Origin of the sequence: Streptomyces sp. NPDC020299 (assembly GCF_044387825.1) — a bacterium.
In the GTDB taxonomy this organism is placed as follows: Bacteria; Actinomycetota; Actinomycetes; order Streptomycetales; family Streptomycetaceae; genus Streptomyces.
Map to the genome: position 1 here is coordinate 45,643 of NZ_JBIRWL010000007.1, position 14,734 is coordinate 60,376.

Genomic DNA, 14,734 nt, shown 5'->3' on the forward strand with positions numbered 1-14,734 from the left:
CCCACTCGCACGATATCGGTGAGTGCCACCAATGGGGAGACCGTACGGCACTGAGTGCCACACAACACGGTAGGTGGATACGGCAAGATGACCGGGTGACCGACCGCGACGTGACCGACCGTGACACTTTCCGCGACCCCGCCGCGATGCGCAAGCAGTACCGGGCGGAGGGTCTCGACGAGCACGAGCTGGCCCCGCACCCGATGGACCAGTTCACCCACTGGTTCGAGGACGCGGCGCAGGCGACCCTCCAGGGCACGCTGCACGAGCCGAACGCCATGGTCGTCTCCACCGCGGACGCCGCCGGCCGGCCCAGTTCCCGTACGGTCCTGATGAAGCAGTACGACGCCCACGGCTTCGTCTTCTTCACCAACTACGACTCCGGCAAGGCCCGCGACCTCGCGGAGAACCCGCACGTCTCGCTGCTCTTCCCCTGGCATCCGATCGCCCGCCAGGTCATCGTCACCGGCACCGCCCGCCGTACCGGCCGCGACGAGACGGCCGCCTACTTCCGCACCCGCCCGCACGGCTCCCAGCTCGGCGCCTGGGCCAGCGCCCAGTCCTCGGTGATCGGCTCCCGCGCCGAACTGGACGCCTCCTACGCCGAGCTCAGCGCCCGCTACCCCGAGGGCGAGCAGGTCCCCATCCCGCCGAACTGGGGCGGCTTCCGCGTCGCCCCGCAGTCGGTCGAGTTCTGGCAGGGCCGGGCGAACCGCCTGCACGACCGTTTGCGGTACGTGGCCGAGCCGGAGGGGGGCTGGCGGGTAGAGCGGTTGAGTCCTTGAGCCCCTAACCCCTGGGGCCCGAAATGCAGGCGACCCGCGAGCTCAGGTCCCTCCGCCTTACGGCGGGGGAGCCGGCCGGACGTACCGGCGAGCTCGCGGGTCGGGTGACTGCTTGGGATTGGCCGGCTGCACGCTTGTCACGTGCTGGTCCGGCACCGCACTTCATGTGGTGACGGGCCGCTAGCCCGCAGCCACCTCGCGCGTCCGGGATTCACTCATGTACCGGATCACCTCCTTTCGGCGTGAGTCACACACTAGGAACCGTCCGGGCACCGATCAACCTTTTTTTCGGGCGGTCGCGCGCGCTGGTTCTGGTCGACTGCTGTACCCGTATCCGTCGGCTCGCTGAGGGAGTCGTAGATTCCGATGGGAGACGTTCAATCGGCCCGCTGGTGTGGTGAGGCTGTGCTGTCCCCTGGCACGTACGGAGATGGCGCCCGGTCCACGTTCCCGCCCATTTGCCGGATGGCAATGAGGAAGCACAGCGGGAGCGAGTGACCTCCCTTCCGAAGTGCGTGACCGAAGTTACTGGCCAAGATCGGCGCGCATGGGTTGTTCTGGCCTAAGACGCTCGATAGTGCGAAGCCGCCCAATTCGCCGAACACATGACCGATCTTGCTGCTAAGACCTCGCCCGTCTCCTAGCGTTCCGCCCATGACAGAGCGACGCGCGATACTCGGCGGTTCGGTGTTCGAGGAGCAGATCGGGTACGCCCGGGCCGTGGTGGACGGGGACTGGGTGCATGTGTCGGGGACGACGGGGTTCGACTACGCGACGATGACGATCTCCGAGGACGTCGTCGAGCAGGCCGAGCAGTGTCTGCGGAACATCGGGGCGGCGTTGGCGGAGGCGGGGGCCGGGCTCGGGGATGTCGTGCGGGTGCGGTATCTGTTGCCCGAGCGGGAGGACTTCGAGCCTTGCTGGCCGGTGTTGCGGCGGGCGTTCGGGGAGGTACGGCCGTCGGCGACGATGATGGTGTGCGGGCTGTCGGATCCCCGGATGAAGATCGAGATCGAGGTGTACGCGCGGCGGCGGGGGCTGCGGATCGAGGCCGTGGGCAGTGAGCTCGCGTTGGAGCAGTGGCGGCATGTGCACAACGTGATCGTGCCGCCGGCGGCGATGTCATTGGAGGACGCGCGGGCACGGCTGGCGCGCAATCGGCTGGTCAACGCGTATGTGGGGGACGTGCTCGTCGGGAACTCCACCGTGCGTCCGCCGCGGGACGAGGACGGGGTGGCCACGGTGATCGCGCGGGTGCTGCCCGAGTTCCGGGGCCGGGGGTACGGCAGGGCGCTGTACGAGGACGGGTTTGCTCACGCGCGTGTGCTGGGTGCGCGGGGGGTGGAGACGTGTGTGCTGGCCGTCAATGAGGACGGGCTGAGGTTCGCCGAGAAGTGTGGTTTCGTCGAGGTGGAGCGGTATGTGCTGGACGGAGAAAGCGACGAGTGGATCGACCTCGGGCTGGGCACTCTCACAGTGAGCGGTTGATCTACAACGATTCCTTCAATCTTGTGGGAACCGAGTGTGCGCTGCGTCACGTTCGAGTTGAATGAAGGTGAGTGAGCGAACCGTAGTGCCGTAACCGCGGACACAGCCTGCAGGGGGTCCAGGTGAGTGCTTCCCGGCGTAGTGGGACCACCGATGAGCTGGGGCCCGGCGAGCCCGAGCGGGACGGATCCGATCTGCTTGCCGCCCTGCTGGACGGGATGGACGCCGCCCTGTGCGCTTTCGACGCGGACGGGGTCGTCACGCACTGGAACCGTGAGGCGGAGCGGATCCTGGGCTGGACGGCCGCGGAGGCGGTGGGGCGCAAGGGCTTCGCGGGCTGGGCGGTGCGTACCGCCGACGCCGAGGAGGTCGAGGGGCGGCTGCTGTCGGCCATGCGGGCTCCGGGCCGGCAGGTGCATGAGTTCGCGTTGGTGACGAAGGACGGCGGGCGGGTCCTGGTGCGGACCCAGTCGGCGGCCGTGCGCGGGCCGGACGGCAAGCCCGCGGGGGTGTACTGCGCGTTCAGCGAGGTGCACGCGCAGATCGATCTGGAGCGGTCCATCGCGTTGAGCGAGGCACTGTTCGAGGACGCCTCGTGGGGGGTCGTGCTGGTCGACGCCGATCTCCGGCCCGCCGTGGTGAACGCGCACGCGGCGCGGGCGCTGGGGATCGGGCGTACGTCGGTGCTGGGGCGGCCGATCGGGGAGTTGCTCTCGCAGGGTGTGGAGGAGCTGGAGGGCGCGCTCACGCATGTGCTGGCCGAGGGTGCGCCACCGGCGCCCGCCGAGATGTGGGTGGGCGTGCGTACCGCGGAGGGCGAGCGGCGCAGGTGCTGGCGGAGCTGGTTCCTGCGGCTGGCGTCGCCGCTGGCGGAGGAGCCGGTGCCGCTCGGGGTGAGCTGGATGTTCCAGGACGTCACCGAGGCCAAGCAGGGTGAGCAGGAGGCGGCGCTGCTGCGCTTCCGTACCAATCAGCTGCACCGGGCGGCGCGGGCGGCGGCCGAGTGCGAGGACCCGGCGGAGGCGGCCACCGTCCATCTGGACTTCGCGCTGGCAGGGTTCGCCGACCATGCGCTGATCGACCGGGTCGCGGGTGCGCCGGTCGCGGATGCTCCGGCCGCGGAGGCGGAGCGGGCCGCGCGGGTGCGGCTGGTGCGGCTCGCGGCCACGCCCTCCGGGGCGCCGGGGCCGAGTCTGCTGACGGGTGCGGCCGGGTTGCCCGTCCGGTACGAGGAGGGGCATCCCGCCCTGCAGTGCGTGGAGCGGGCCGGGACCGTGCGGGCGGATGCCGGTGAGGTGCCGGCCGAGCGGAGCCAGGAGTGGGCGCTCGCCCGGCAGTGGCCCGCGGAGAGTGTGCATTCGCTGTGCGCGGTGCTGCGCAGCCGGGGCCGGACGCTGGGTGTGGTGACGTTCCTGCGAGGGCGTGGCCGGAGTCGTTTCGAGCGCTCGGACGCGACGTACGCGGAGGACGTGGCGGTGCGGATCGCGGCGGCGCTGGATCTGGCCGGGGTGACGGGGGCGGCGGCCGAGGAGTGAGCGCCGCCCGCCGCGACCGCGCTCAGTTCCGGTAGAAGATCCGGTCTCCGTACTGCTCCATGACGCGGCTGTTCCATTCGAGGCCGCCGTCGACGTTGCCGGAGCGCAGCAGTGGGGGTTCGATGCCCCGGTCGGCGAGGGTGGCGGCTGCCGTGGCCATGACCGCCTGGAGAAGGGCGGCGGTGACGACGGTGGAGGCGGGGGCGAAGGGCGCGGGGACGGTGTCGAGGGTGAGTTCGGCGTCGCCGACGGCGATCTTGGAGTCGAGGACGATGTCGCAGTGGTCCTTCAGGAAGGTCCCGGAGGTGTGCCGGGACTCGGTCCCGGTGGCGTAGGCGACCGAGGTCACGCCGATGACGTTGATGCCGAGGGCACGGGCGCCCGCCGCCATCTCGACGGGGAGGGCGTTGCGGCCGGAGAGCGAGATGATCACGAGGGTGTCGCCGGCGCGGAGGGGTGAGGTGTCCAGGACGGCGGCGGCGAGGCCGTCGACGCGTTCCAGGGCGGAGCCGAGGGTCGCGGGGGTGACGTCGACGCCCACGACCCCGGGGACCGCGAGCAGGTTCATCAGGGCGAGGCCGCCGGCGCGGTAGACGACGTCCTGTGCGGCGAGCGAGGAGTGCCCGGCGCCGAAGGCGAACAGCCGGCCGCCCGCCTCGACGGTGTCGGCGATGAGCTTTCCGGCGGCGGTGACGGCCTGGGGCTCCTCTTCCTTGACCCGGCGCAGCAGGCCGATGGCGGCGTCGAAGAACTGGTCGGCCGGCGTGCCGTCGGTCATGCGGTGCCCCTTCGCAGCGTCTGTGTCGCGGATCACCGTGCGGTCTGGACCAGTGTGCTGTCAATACGGCGTGGTGGCGTGGCGCGGGCCTTGCGTACGCGTACTCGTCAGGGTGTGGTTTTGGCGGCGCGGCACGGTTGTCAGTGGTATGCGTCAGAATTGAGTCCAGGGCCAGCGCACGCGCCGGTGAGCGGTGAGCTTCCGGCAGAAGCAATCGAGGGGCACGTATGTCCGGACTGATCGACACCACGGAGATGTATCTCCGCACCATCCTCGAGCTCGAGGAGGAAGGCGTGGTCCCGATGCGCGCCCGGATCGCCGAGCGGCTCGACCAGAGCGGGCCGACCGTGAGCCAGACGGTGGCGCGGATGGAGCGTGACGGTCTGGTTTCGGTGGCCAGTGACCGGCATCTGGAGCTGACCGACGAGGGGCGCCGGCTGGCCACGCGTGTGATGCGCAAGCACCGGCTCGCGGAGTGTCTGCTGGTCGATGTGATCGGCCTGGAGTGGGAGCAGGTGCACGCGGAGGCGTGTCGCTGGGAGCACGTGATGAGCGAGGCCGTGGAGCGTCGCGTGCTGGAGCTGCTGCGTCACCCGACCGAGTCGCCGTACGGCAATCCGATCCCGGGACTGGAGGAGCTGGGCGAGAAGGATCATGCCGATCCGTTCCTGGACGAGGGCATGGTGTCGCTGGCCGACCTGGATGCGGGCGCGGACGGCAAGACGGTAGTGGTGCGCCGGATCGGCGAGCCCATCCAGACGGACGCGCAGCTGATGTACACGCTGCGCCGGGCGGGTGTGCAGCCCGGTTCGGTGGTGAGCGTGACGCAGGCGGCTGGTGGTGTGCTGGTCGGCAGCGGCGGTGAGGCGGCCGAGCTGGAGGCGGATGTGGCTTCCCATGTGTTCGTGGCGAAGCGCTGAGGTGTACTGCGGTGCGCTGAGGTGCACTGATGTGCGCTGACACGCATTGATGTCCGCTGATCCGCGCTGATCCGCGCCGGCCCGTCCGGAAGCGGCGGGTCCGGCGGGTGGTGTCGGGGTCGTCTGTGCCGAATCGCAGCGCGCGGACCTTTCGCGTGCCAGGCTGTGCCGCGAGGCATATGACCTGAGGGGGGGGCGGGGAGCATGCGGCCGCAGACATGGGGATGGCCCCGGCGCCGTCTGGCGCCGGGGCCCGTCCTCCCCTGTGCTGACCCGGAGCCCCGAGCTCTCAGGGTCATTCCCCGCGGACCGGTTTCCCCGAGCGGTCCGCCCCCCGCTGAGAAGATCCCCTGGGCGGCGGCGATCATTCCTTGAGGGGTGTCACTCGATTGAGGGGTGTTAACCGCAGAGACGGAATTTTCGAATAGCTATTCGATAGTGTGCGGGTGTCCGAGCGGAGCTAGGGGGGCCAGACCCATGGCACGGCGCATCGATGTGACGGGAGTGGGCGGCGTAAGGCTCGCCGCCTGGGAGTTCGCGGACCCTCCCAAGGGCGACCCGGTCTCCGCGGATTCCGACCGGACGCGGCCCGGCGTGCTGTTACTGCACGGCCTGATGGGCCGCGCCTCGCACTGGGCGTCCACCGCCCGCTGGCTCGCCGAGCGGCATCGCGCCGTCGCACTGGACCAGCGCGGCCACGGCCAGAGCGACAAGCCCCCGCAGGCCGCCTACACCCGCGACGCGTACACCGAGGACGCCGAGGCCGCCGTCGAGCAGCTCGGGCTCGCGCCCGCCGTGCTCATCGGCCACGCCATGGGCGCGCTGACCGCCTGGCAGCTCGCCGCCAAGCGCCCCGATCTGGTGCGCGGCCTGATCATCTGCGACATGCGGGCCTCCGCGCTCGGCGCGGCCTCGCAGCGCGAGTGGGCCGACTGGTTCGGGTCCTGGCCCGTCCCCTTCGCCACGCTCGCCGACGTACGCAAGTGGTTCGGCGAGGACGATCCCTGGGTGGAGCGGCCGAACCCGCGCCGGGGGGCGTTCTACGCGGAGGTCATGCACGAGACGCCGGACGGCTGGCGGCCGGTCTTCGAGCCCGAGCAGATGCTCAAGTCCCGCGAGACCTGGGTGTACGACGCCCACTGGGAGGAGCTCGCGCAGGTCCAGTGCCCCGCGTTGGTCGTGCGCGGGCTCGACGGGGAGCTGGGGCGGGCGGAGGCGCAGGAGATGGTGCGGGTACTGCCGCGGGGGCGGTACGCGGAGGTGGCGGATGCGGGGCATCTTGTCCACCATGACCGGCCGGAGGCTTGGCGGGGGGCTATCGAGCCGTTTCTTGATTCGGTGCTTGGGGTTTGAGGGCGCCATTTCGTCTGCCGCGTCCTGCTTGTTGGCGGGTGCGGGCACCCTCGTCAAAAGGTGCTGTCAGCCTTTGCTCACCGCCGTGAGGATCTCCGGGAGCCTCGCCGCCGTGCGGGGCGCCGCCACATGTAGGCCCGCCCAAGTGATGGTCGTACCGTAGGCCGCGCCCAGGGGGAGGAGGAGCCAGGTCCAGGTGTCGCCGTTGGTGGTGACGTTCAGCCAGATCGTCGTCGCGATGACGGGGGCGCACAGCAGGGTCGCGCCGACCATGCCGCCGAAGATGGAGATCCAGGCGAGGCCGGTCTGCCCGGGGGCCACGTTCTTGTAGCCGTCCTGGGGGATGGAGTACGGGAAGCGGGCGGAGGTCCACGCGCCGGTCGCCAGCATCGCCCCGAGCAGGGCGAAGGACAGGCCGAGCACCTCGGGCAGCCGGGCCCAGTCGCCCAGGATCGCGGTGGTCAGCACGGTCACGAGCGTGGCGTACGGCAGGGTGATCACCAGCAGGGCCAGGGCCCGCCCGCGCAGCTCCACGTACGCGTCCCGGGGCTCGGAGATCATGAGCGCGACCAGCCAGAACGCGGAGGTGTCCTGCCCGAACTGGTTGTACATCTGGATGCCGAGCATTCCGGCGGCGAAGCAGGCGAAGTAGATCGATCCGGTGCCCTGCGCGGCGTTGAAGACGGGCACGATCAGTCCGATGGCCAGCGAGGTCACCCAGGCGGCCTTCGTCTTGGGGTCGCGCCAGACGTAGTGCAGGCTGCGCCGCATGACGGCGCCGGTACGGCCGCCGGGCAGCAGGCGTGCCGGCCCGCTCGCCGGCCGCCGCTCACGGGCCCGGGTGTCGGCGGCCTGGATCGTGGAGCCGTCGGGCGAGACCATCAGCCGGGTCAGGGTGCGTGCCCACACCGCGAGCAGCAGCGCCAATGCTGCCGCACTCAGCAGCAGTTGGGCGACCGCGGTCCCGTACGAGCCCTCGCTCGCCGACCGTACCGCGCCCACCGCCGACGCGGGCGGGAGCCAGCGCAGTACGTCGGCCACCGGTGTGAGCCGCCCGAGTCCGGCCGAACCGAGGTGCTGGGCCCCGAAGTTGACGAGCTGGGTGCCGATGGCGATGACCAGACCGCTGAGCACGGCCAGGTCGCGGCCCTTGCGGCTGGTCAGCAGGCGGACGTTGGCGGCGGCGACGGCCCGCGCGAGGGCCACGCACACCAGGAGCGCGAGGCAGACGGCGACGACGGTGACGCCGTACGCCACCGCTCCGTCCGCGACGGACAGCGCGCAGCCCGTCAGCACGAGCACGGTGAACAGGGGCCCGATGCCGACGAGCGAGGCCGCCAGCAGGGCCCGCACCAGCGGGCGCGGTCTGAGCGGGAGCAGCACCAGGCGGGTCGGGTCGAGGGTTTCGTCGCCGCTGGGGAAGAACAGCGGCATCACCGCCCAGCCCAGGCCCAGTACGGCGGTGCCGAGGACGGCGACGGCGTCGGCGTGCGCGTGGCCGCGCAGGGAGAGCAGGCCGAGCAGTTGCAGCGCGCCGAACAGGAGGGCGACGACGGCGGACGCGACGAACGCGGCCCGTCGGCCGCCGGACTGGCGCAGCCCGCCGCGCAGCAGGGACAGTTTCAGCCGTACGACGGTGGAGGTGACGCCGGTCATCGGATTCCGCCGCCCAGCCAGTCCAGGCCGGATCCGGCGTCCCGGCCCTGTGCGCCGACCAGTTCGAGGAACGCCTGTTGCAGGGTGGGGTGTTCGCCGCGTACCTCGGTCAGTGTGCCGTGCGCCCGGATGCGGCCGGCGGCCATGACGGCGACCCAGTCGCACAGCGACTCGACGAGCTCCATGACGTGGGAGGAGAAGACGACGGTGGCGCCGGAGGCGGTGTAGCGCTCCAGCACGCCCCGGATGGTCTGCGCGGACACCGGGTCGACGCCTTCGAACGGCTCGTCGAGGAAGAGGACTTCCGGGTTGTGCAGGAGGGCGGCGGCGAGCCCGATCTTCTTGCGCATGCCGGTGGAGTAGTCGACGACGAGTTTGTGCCGGGCCCCCGCCAGGTCGAGCACGTCCAGCAGCTGGTCCGCCCGCCGGTCCACCTCGGCCCCGGGCAGTCCCCGCAACCGGCCCGCGTACCCGAGCAGTTCCCATCCGGACAGCCGCTCGAACAGGCGCAGCCCTTCGGGCAGCACCCCGATCCGGGCCTTCACGGCCACCGGGTCCCGCCATACGTCGTGCCCGACGACCTCGACGGACCCCTCGTCGGGTCTCAGCAGCCCGGTCACCATGGAGAGGGTGGTGGTCTTCCCCGCCCCGTTGGGCCCGACCAGCCCGATGAACTGCCCGGCGGGCAGCTCCAGGTCGATCCCGCCCACGGCGACCTGCTGCCCGAACCGCTTCCACAGCCCCCGCAAACGGACGGCGACCGCACCTGCCTCTGCATCATCGGCCATGCAAGAACACTACGGGGGAGTGGCGTCAGCGGTCGCGTCCGCAGGCGTAGGCGAGGGGCGACACCAGCTCCTCCGCGTCCGGGAGCCACCGGTTGGCGTGGGTGGGCCGGCACGCCCACTGGACGGCGCCCCGGGAGCCGAAGCGGGTCGGGGGCGCGGCGACGTAGCCGCCCTCGCCGAGCGCGACCAGGTCCAGGGCCCCCGGGGTCCAGCCGAGCTTGCGCACCAGGTCCGGCACCTTCACGGAGGCCCCCGGGAGCACGAAGAAGTGCATCCGCCGGTCGGGGGCGAGGGTCACCGGCCCGAGGGTCAGCTCCATCCGCTCCATCCGGGCGAGCGCGAGGAACCCGGCGGTCTCCGGGACGGACAGCGTGTCGAACGTCCGCCCGACCGGCAGCAGGATCGACGCCGTCGGCTGCTTCTGCCACATCCGGCGCGCGACGGTCACGCTCCCGGTCGCCTGCGTCGCCCAGTCCGGCCGCGCGGGATGCGCCCCGGGCGCAGGGCAGGCGGCGTCCCCGCAGGAGCAGCGCTGCCGTCCGTCGACGGCTTCCAGCCAGGTACCCGAGAACACTTCCCAGTGACGTTCCTCGACATAGCGAACGGCGGTCTCCAGCAGCGACTCCCCGCGCTGCGTGGGGATCTGACCGGCAGTCGGACTGGCTTGGGCACCCGCGATCGTTTCTTCCACGCCCCACTCAACTCCCGCACCCACCTGTGGTTACGGGGGTAACGCGCGCGGGGGAGGAGCATCGATTCCCCGGCTGGGGCGCATGGGTGCATGTGCGGGGGCGCGCGGGAGGAAGCGGGGCTTGCGCTGGGTAGCCAGGGGTGGGGGTGGGGACTCTTACCCCGGCAATCCTCGCATGCCTCGCATTTTCGGTATGTCCGCTGGGCATTGATCTTCCCGGCCGGATCCTTTCGCTTCGCCAGGGGGTACTGCATGGCCGCCAGGCCACTCGTCGCGCGGCAGCCGAACGAACGGTTGCAGGCGCTCATCCAGGAAGCCGGGTGCTCGAACGCCGGGCTCGCCCGCCGCGTCAACATGTGCGGCGCCGAGCACGGCCTCGACCTGCGGTACGACAAGACATCCGTGGCCCGCTGGCTGCGCGGACAGCAGCCGCGCGGGCGCGCGCCGGCGATCATCGCGGAGGCTCTCGGACGCAAACTCGGCCGTACGGTCACGATCGACGAGATCGGTATGGCCAACGGCAAGAACCTCGCCTCGGGCGTGGGTCTCCAGTTCTCGCCGACGGTACTGGGGGCCATCGAGCAGGTCTGCGAGCTGTGGCGCAGTGACGTGGGCCGCCGGGACTTCCTCTCCGGCTCCTCGGTCGCCGCGTCCGCGCTGGTCGAGCCCAGCCGGGACTGGCTGATCTCGGCGCCGGACGCGCAGGTGGCGCGCTCGGCGGGGCCGCGCGTGGGGCAGTCCGACGTGGCGGCCGTCAGCGCGATGACCCAGGCACTGACCGACCTGGACCACCAGTACGGCAGCGGGCACGTGCGCCCTGTGGTCGTGCACTACCTCAACAGCGTCGTCTCCGGGCTGCTCGCCGGCTCCTACCGGGAGGCCGTCGGCCGCGACCTGTTCGCCGCGGTGGCCCGGCTGACCGAGCTCGCCGGGTACATGGCCGTGGACACCGGGCAGCCGGGGCTGGCCCAGCGCTACTACATCCAGTCCCTGCGGCTGGCGCAGGCGGCGGGCGACCGCGGCTACGGCGGCTACGTCCTCGCGGCCTCCATGAGCCACCTCGCCGCACAGCTCGGCAACCCGCGGGAGATCGCGCAGTTGGCGAGGGCGGCGCAGGAGGGGGCGCGGGGTCGCGTGACCCCGCGCGCGGAGGCCATGTTCCATGCGGCGGAGGCGCGCGGGCACGCCCTGCTGGGGGACGCGCGCGCCGCCCAGCTGGCGTCCGGACGGGCGGTGGCGGCCATGGGGCAGGCCGACGCCGACTCCGGGGACGACCCGGTGTGGATCGCCCACTTCGACGAGGCCTATCTCGCCGACGAGCTGGCGCACTGCCACCGCGACCTGGGGCAGGCCGAGGCGGCGGCCCGGTGCGCCGAGGAGTCCCTCGCCGGGCATCCCGAGACCCGGGCGCGACGGCGGGCGATCGGCTATGTGCTGCTCGCCACGGCCCAGGTGCAGCAGCGCGAGGTCGAGCAGGCGTGCAGCACCGGCATGAAGGCGGTCGAGCTCCTGGAGACGCTCCGCTCCAACCGCGGCGCGGAGTACCTGGAGGACTTCCAGCAGCGTCTGGAGCCGTTCCGGGAGGAGGCGGTGGTACGGGAGTTCGGCGCGCGGCTGGAGTTGCAGCAGGCCGCGTGAACGCATGCCCCGCGGGCGCGTGAACGGACGGCGAACAGGCCGGCCGCGTGGGGGAGGTCACATCAACAGCGCACCGCGGGGCGGTTTTGTTACTGCCGTCACAGGGCAGCAGGTCAGGCCCTGAGCTGCGTGGCACCAGGCTCAGGGGACCCGGTAGCGTTTACCCGACGTTCCGAAGGTCCCCCAAACGTAGGAGTCCCGGTGACGCAGAGTGGACAGGGCGAGGAGCCCTCGGCGCGACCCGCGCACGAAGGCATCGTGCTGCCCTCGGACGGTGGCGAACCCCTGCTGCCGGGCATGACGGGCGGACCCGCACCCCTCCCGGCCGCCCCGGCGGCCCAGCCCCCGGCCGGCCCGTCCGGCGGTCAGGCCTGGGGCCAGCCGTGGGGCCCCGAGCAGCAGCAGGGCCAGCAACCGCCCCAGCAGCAGCCCCAGCAGGGCCAGCCCTGGCCCCAGGCCCCCGCTCAGGAGTGGCCGACGCCGGAGCAGCCCGCCGGCTGGGCCGACCAGGCATCTCAGGCCCCGAACACCGCGGGCCCGCTCCCCCCGGAGAACCACCAGGGGTACGGCGCGCCCTACGGCTCCGGCGCCCCCGCCCCCCAGCCGTCGTACGGCCACGGCGGCCCCGGCGCGCACAGCGCCCCGCTGCCGCCCGCCGACGAGGGCGCCACCCAGTACCTCCCGCCGGTCGCCGCCGGGTCCGCGCCCGCGCCGGCCGACGAGGGCGCGACCCAGTACATACCGCCCGTGGTGCCGGGCGCGCTGCCGCCCGAGACGGGAGCGGAGGAGACCCGGTACCTGGGCCGGGCGACCCACTCGCAGCCCGCCGCGCCGGGTCCGGACGCCGAGGCCACGCAGTACATACCGCCGTACACCGGCGCTCCCGGCGGGGACCGGCAGCCGCCCGCCGAGTTCGACAACCTCTTCCGCGGCGCCGCGGGCGGTCCCGCGGGCGGCGACGGCCCGGCCGGGGCCACGCAGATGCTGCCGCGCTTCCAGGAGCCGGAGCCCGGCTACGGCCCGCAGGGTCCGGACGACGGCGGCGGCCGGGGCGGCCGGGGAGGCCGTACCGGATCGCGGGTGCCGCTGATCGCGGCCATCGGCGTCGGCATCGCCGTGCTCGGCATCGGCGCCGGTGCCCTGCTCGGCGGCGGTGGCGGCGGTGACGACAAGGACGGCAACAAGACCGTCGCCGCGTCCGCGCCCGCCACCGAGGGCTCCGCGTCCGCCGGCACCGACCCGGCCCGGCAGCAGGCCGTCGCCCTGGACAAGCTGCTCGCCGACAGCGGCAACAGCCGCACCTCGGTGATCAACGCGGTGGCCAATGTGCGGGCCTGCAACAACCTGGGTGACGCCGCGTCCAACCTGCGCGACGCCGCCAGGCAGCGGGGCGAACTCGTCACCCGGCTGTCCAAGCTGTCCGTCGACAAGCTGCCGGGCAACGCCGACCTGACGAGCGCGCTCACCAAGGCGTGGCAGGCCTCGGCGTCGGCCGACAACCACTACGCGGCGTGGGCCGGCCAGGTCTCGGGCCGCAAGGGCTGCAAGAAGGGCCAGGCCCGCGGCACCGCCCAGACCCAGGCGGCCAACCGCGACAGCGGCACCGCCAGCGCGCAGAAGGTCAAGGCCGCCGGGCTGTGGAACGCGATCGCGAAGACGTACGGCCTCACTCAGCGCCAGCCGACCCAGCTGTGAACCGAGGGGCGGGCGTCAGCCGATGTTCGCCTTCTCCAGCGTCCGGGTCACGTCGACGGTCCCGCTCCTGCCCGCCGGGACCAGCCGGCCTCCCCGGACCTGCTGGAGGGTCACGTCGGCGTTGACCAGCCGGGTCAGCCCGACGGCGGCGAGCTCGCCGGACCGGGGCCATTCCAGGGTGGGCGTGAGGCCGCCCGTGCCGACCTTGATGCCGTCGTCGAGGGTGCGCCGCACGGTGTCGGCGGTGACGGTGCCGGTGCCGATCCGCTCCAGGACGGCCTTCAGGACGGTGTAGGCGATCCAGGTGGTCTGCACTCCGGCGTCCGCGGGGTCGATGCGGTTGTCGCCGAAGGCCTCCTCGTTGATCACCTTCTTCATCCGGTCCCAGCGCGGGTCGGAGGCCACCGGGTACCAGCCGGTGATGTACGCCCCCTCGTACGGCCCCGACGTGCCGCCCGTCGCGTTGATCGTCGTCTGGTCGACGCTGCCCATGACGGTCGCGGTGCGCACCGCCGGGTAGTTCTCGCGGGTGCGCCGGAAGGAGTCCATGAAGGTGTCGTTGCGGTCCCCGAGCGCGGGCACCACGCAGCCCTTCTTCGCCGGGTCGGCGGTGGCCGCCTTCAGTGCCCGGCCCGACATGGTGTCGTACTCGGTGGCGTTCTCGGGCGCGAGCAGGTCGCCCGCCTCCGCGTGGCCGCCTGCCGTCAGGCCCGCGTCGAGGACGGCCGGCAGTTCGTCGCCCGCGATGCTGTCGGGCCGGACCAGGGCGATGGGGCCGCAGTTCCCGGCGAGCGCCCTGCCGAGACCGGCCAGCAGCGCGGGCTGGCCGCCGTTGACGGGGTAGGAGTAGGAGCGGGAGAACTCCTCGTTCGTCGCCCCGAAGCCGCCGATGTACGGGATGCCCGCGCCCTCCAGCGGGGCGAAGTAGGAGTCGCCGTACTGGCTGTAGGAGCCGACGACCGCCACCACGCCCTCGTCGGCCGCCCGCCGGGCGCACCGCGCGGCGCCCACGGTGTCGTTGTGGTCGTTGCAGGTCAGGACCTTCAGCTTGCGGCCGCCGATGCCGCCGCGGGCGTTGATCCAGCGGGCGTAGGCGGCGGCCATGGCGGGCATGCCCGGTTTGTTGGTGGCGTCGGTGCCGTCCGGCGCCCAGGTCATGACCTTGACCGGGTCGTCCCCGGAGCCCCCCGTGACACCGGGGACGACCCCGCATCCGGCGGTCAGCGACGCACAGGCGGCCAGCGCGCCTGCGGACAGCGCGGTGGCTCGAAAGGGTCGATGAAGGAAGCGGAGGGAGGTACTTCGGATACGTCGCCTGCCGGTCATGTCCCCGCACGATTCCGTCACCCCGCTAACCTGGGAGTGATCCTCGGTCAACGGTTGGTGACGCAGAGGTGAATTGCGGGG

General features: G+C 72.2%; 12 protein-coding genes. 7 read left to right on the forward strand and 5 right to left on the reverse strand.

From position 1 onward, the window contains the following. Positions 1-95 precede the first annotated feature (95 nt). The 3 genes from pdxH to ACH45E_RS19210 all read left to right on the forward strand — a co-directional run bounded on the left by pdxH (position 96) and on the right by ACH45E_RS19210 (position 3,808). Positions 96-785 carry a pyridoxamine 5'-phosphate oxidase gene (pdxH, locus tag ACH45E_RS19200; protein ID WP_399041055.1) on the forward strand — a complete coding sequence of 230 codons (690 nt, stop codon included), beginning with the start codon at positions 96-98 and terminating at the stop codon, positions 783-785. A gap of 654 nt (positions 786-1,439) precedes the next feature. Continuing rightward, positions 1,440-2,273, forward strand: coding sequence for a GNAT family N-acetyltransferase (locus tag ACH45E_RS19205; protein WP_361442787.1), 834 nt, complete (start codon positions 1,440-1,442; stop codon positions 2,271-2,273). Positions 2,274-2,395: 122 nt separating this feature from the next. After that, entirely contained in the window at positions 2,396-3,808 is a 1,413-nt protein-coding gene (locus ACH45E_RS19210; protein WP_361442790.1) for a PAS domain-containing protein, read from the forward strand. 22 nt (positions 3,809-3,830) lie between these two features. On the opposite strand, the gene ACH45E_RS19215 is transcribed toward ACH45E_RS19210, so the two are convergent. Then, complete coding sequence (locus ACH45E_RS19215; protein WP_361442793.1) at positions 3,831-4,586, reverse strand: SIS domain-containing protein; 756 nt, start codon at positions 4,584-4,586, stop codon at positions 3,831-3,833. 227 nt (positions 4,587-4,813) lie between these two features. Between ACH45E_RS19215 and ACH45E_RS19220 the strand changes: the two genes are divergently transcribed. Together ACH45E_RS19220 and ACH45E_RS19225 are read left to right on the forward strand one after the other, a co-directional pair. Next, entirely contained in the window at positions 4,814-5,506 is a 693-nt protein-coding gene (locus tag ACH45E_RS19220) for a metal-dependent transcriptional regulator (protein ID WP_361442796.1), read from the forward strand. 477 nt (positions 5,507-5,983) lie between these two features. Then, a complete protein-coding gene (locus ACH45E_RS19225) occupies positions 5,984-6,859 on the forward strand; it encodes an alpha/beta hydrolase (protein WP_361442799.1) in 876 nt (291 codons plus the stop codon). Positions 6,860-6,925: 66 nt separating this feature from the next. On the opposite strand, the gene ACH45E_RS19230 is transcribed toward ACH45E_RS19225, so the two are convergent. Genes ACH45E_RS19230 through ACH45E_RS19240 form a run of 3 tightly spaced genes read right to left on the reverse strand, consistent with a single transcriptional unit; the run spans position 6,926 to position 9,994 of the window. Further along, positions 6,926-8,515, reverse strand: coding sequence for a transporter (locus tag ACH45E_RS19230; RefSeq protein ID WP_361442802.1), 1,590 nt, complete (start codon positions 8,513-8,515; stop codon positions 6,926-6,928). After that, a complete protein-coding gene (locus ACH45E_RS19235; RefSeq protein ID WP_361442805.1) occupies positions 8,512-9,303 on the reverse strand; it encodes an ABC transporter ATP-binding protein in 792 nt (263 codons plus the stop codon). Before ACH45E_RS19235 ends, ACH45E_RS19230 begins: the two co-directional genes overlap by 4 nt. A 25-nt stretch (positions 9,304-9,328) precedes the next feature. After that, positions 9,329-9,994: a bifunctional DNA primase/polymerase gene (locus tag ACH45E_RS19240; RefSeq protein WP_361442808.1), complete on the reverse strand. Its 666-nt coding sequence runs from the start codon at positions 9,992-9,994 to the stop codon at positions 9,329-9,331. A gap of 252 nt (positions 9,995-10,246) precedes the next feature. Between ACH45E_RS19240 and ACH45E_RS19245 the strand changes: the two genes are divergently transcribed. Both ACH45E_RS19245 and ACH45E_RS19250 read left to right on the forward strand, forming a co-directional pair. Next, the gene (locus ACH45E_RS19245; protein WP_361442811.1) at positions 10,247-11,632 is read left to right on the forward strand and encodes a transcriptional regulator; all 1,386 of its coding nucleotides are present in this window, start codon (positions 10,247-10,249) and stop codon (positions 11,630-11,632) included. A gap of 201 nt (positions 11,633-11,833) precedes the next feature. Continuing rightward, on the forward strand, positions 11,834-13,327 hold the full coding sequence (locus ACH45E_RS19250) for a hypothetical protein (protein WP_361442814.1): 1,494 nt from the start codon (positions 11,834-11,836) through the stop codon (positions 13,325-13,327). Between the two features lie 15 nt (positions 13,328-13,342). Here the strand turns inward: ACH45E_RS19250 and ACH45E_RS19255 are convergent, their stop codons facing one another. Beyond that, positions 13,343-14,653 carry an ABC transporter substrate-binding protein gene (locus ACH45E_RS19255; RefSeq protein ID WP_361442817.1) on the reverse strand — a complete coding sequence of 437 codons (1,311 nt, stop codon included), beginning with the start codon at positions 14,651-14,653 and terminating at the stop codon, positions 13,343-13,345. Positions 14,654-14,734: the final 81 nt, after the last annotated feature.